The 2,115-nt window shown below is 65.2% G+C and carries 2 protein-coding genes; both read right to left on the minus strand.

Annotated features, from left to right (window positions below):
* Positions 1-186: 186 nt before the first annotated feature.
* A complete protein-coding gene (galU, locus tag AC1VAN_RS19740) occupies positions 187-1,065 on the minus strand; it encodes a UTP--glucose-1-phosphate uridylyltransferase GalU (RefSeq protein ID WP_025875017.1) in 879 nt (292 codons plus the stop codon).
* Positions 1,062-2,115 (minus strand): UDP-N-acetylglucosamine 4,6-dehydratase family protein (locus AC1VAN_RS19745; protein ID WP_480986529.1); only part of this gene is annotated, 1,054 nt, incomplete at its 5' end. The genes galU and AC1VAN_RS19745, both read right to left, overlap by 4 nt.

Below are 2,115 nucleotides of genomic sequence, written 5' to 3' on the forward strand. Positions count from 1 at the left end.
GGCGCCATCGAGCCCCCATGGGTGAGGGCGCTTTGCTTGCGAAGCACTGCTTCGCAAGCGCCCGAACGCACAGCCGTCAGCGGCTGGGCCGGACCGCGGAGCGGGGTTTACGGCGTGTCCTGCAGYGGCCTGCCTGCGCCTCCCCCAGCTATGCAGGAAGGCGCTGCCGGAGCGCTCGAAAAACCCTTACTCCGCCAGCATCGCCGCCAGCTTCTCGCGCGCCGGGCCGGCCAGCTTCGGGTTGTCCAGCGCGAAGCGGATCGTCGCCTCGACCAGCCCCAGGTGGGTGCCGCAGTCGAAACGGGTGCCCTCGAAACGATAGGCATCGACCTCGTCGGTCTTCAGCAGTTCGGCGATCGCATCGGTCAACTGGATCTCGCCACCGGCACCGGTGCGGGTCTGCTCGAGCAGCTCGAAAATCTTCGGGCTCAGCACATAGCGCCCCACCACTGCCAGGTCACTCGGTGCGTCTTCCGGCTTGGGCTTCTCCACGATCTGCGAGATACGCCCCTTGCGGCCGTCGAACGCCTCGGTGGCGACGATGCCGTAACTGGCCGTCTTGTCGTGGGGCACGTCCTCCACGGCGATGACGCTGGCACCACTGGCCTCGTTGAGGTCGGCCATCTGCTTCAGCGCACCCGCGCCGCGGTTCCAGATCAGATCGTCGGGCAGCAGCACGGCGAACGGCTCGTCACCGATGACCGCCTTGGCGCACAGCACCGCATGGCCCAGGCCCAGAGCCTCGGCTTGGGTGACGAAGATCGCGCGCACGCCTTCCGGCAGCACATGGCGGATCAATTCGAGCTGCTCGTGCTTGCCCGCGCGCTCGAGCTTCTGCTCCAGCTCGTAGGCCTTGTCGAAATAGTCGGCGACGGCGTGCTTGTAACGGTTGGTGATGAACACCAGGGTGTCACAGCCTGCTTCGATCGCCTCATCCACGGCGTACTGGATCAGCGGCCGATCGATGATCGGCAGCATCTCCTTCGGCACCGTCTTGGTCGCCGGAAGAAAACGCGTGCCCAGACCCGCTACCGGGAATACCGCCTTGCGAATGCGCTTGCTCATTGGTGCCTGTTGGCCTCACGTGCCGGAAAGGGCACAACCTTAGCGGATGAAATGTAAGCATCCTGTTCGATTGGCGAGAATTCCGGCATGGTCGCAAACAGGATTTCCTGGATCGTATCGATGTCGTACCGGGCAATGGCCTCGCGCAGCTTCGGCACGTTGCCCAGCACGATGTCCCGCGAGAACGAACGGACGCCGGCCTCGAGGATCTTCGGGTGCGCGGTCGGCCGGTAGTCCTCGTCGGAATAGAACAGCGTCTCGTGCAGCTTCTCGCCTTGGCGCAGGCCGGTATAGATGATCGGAATTTCCTTGTAGGGCTGCTTGCCCGCCAGCCGGATCATCTGCTCGGCCAACACCCGGATCGGCACAGGCTCGCCCATGTCCAGGGTGTAGATCGCGCCGTGCGACGCCGACGCGGCCGCCTGCAGGATCAGCTGGCACGCCTCGGGAATGGTCATGAAATAGCGGCTGACCTCCGGGTCTGTCACCGTGACCGGGCCGCCCTTGAGGATCTGCTCGCGGAACAGCGGCACCACGCTGCCGGCCGACGCCAGCACGTTGCCGAAACGCACGGTCACGAAACGGGTGTGCGTGGACTTCTGGTCCAGACTCTGGCAGATCATCTCCGCATAGCGCTTGCTGGCGCCCAGCGCATTGACCGGGTCCACCGCCTTGTCGGTCGAGATGAACACAAAGTGCTCGACGTGGGCTTCCAGGCAGGCGCGGGCCACGTTCTCGGTAGCCAGGATGTTGTTGCGCACGGCTTCACGCAGCTGACGCTCCAGCACCGGCACGTGCTTGTAGGCAGCCGCATGGAAGGCGGTGTCGACCGGGTGCAGCGACAGCGCGTGGCGGATCACCGCGGGATCGCCACAGTCACCGAGCACCGCTTCGATCTCGACATCGGGGAAGCTGCGGCGCAGCTCGCCCTCGATGGTCAACAGCAGCAGCTCACTGATCTCCAGCAGCACGATACGACCGGCACCATGGCGCGCGCACTGGCGGCACAACTCGGACCCGATCGAGCCACCGGCACCGGTCACCATCACC

It is taken from the genome of Stenotrophomonas sp. 05L44_2 (genome assembly GCF_056665995.1).

Bases quoted from the DNA above. Each gene is read 5' to 3' on its own strand.
- galU (WP_025875017.1), bottom strand. From the start codon at position 1,065: ATGAGCAAGCGCATTCGCAAGGCGGTATTCCCGGTAGCGGGTCTGGGC.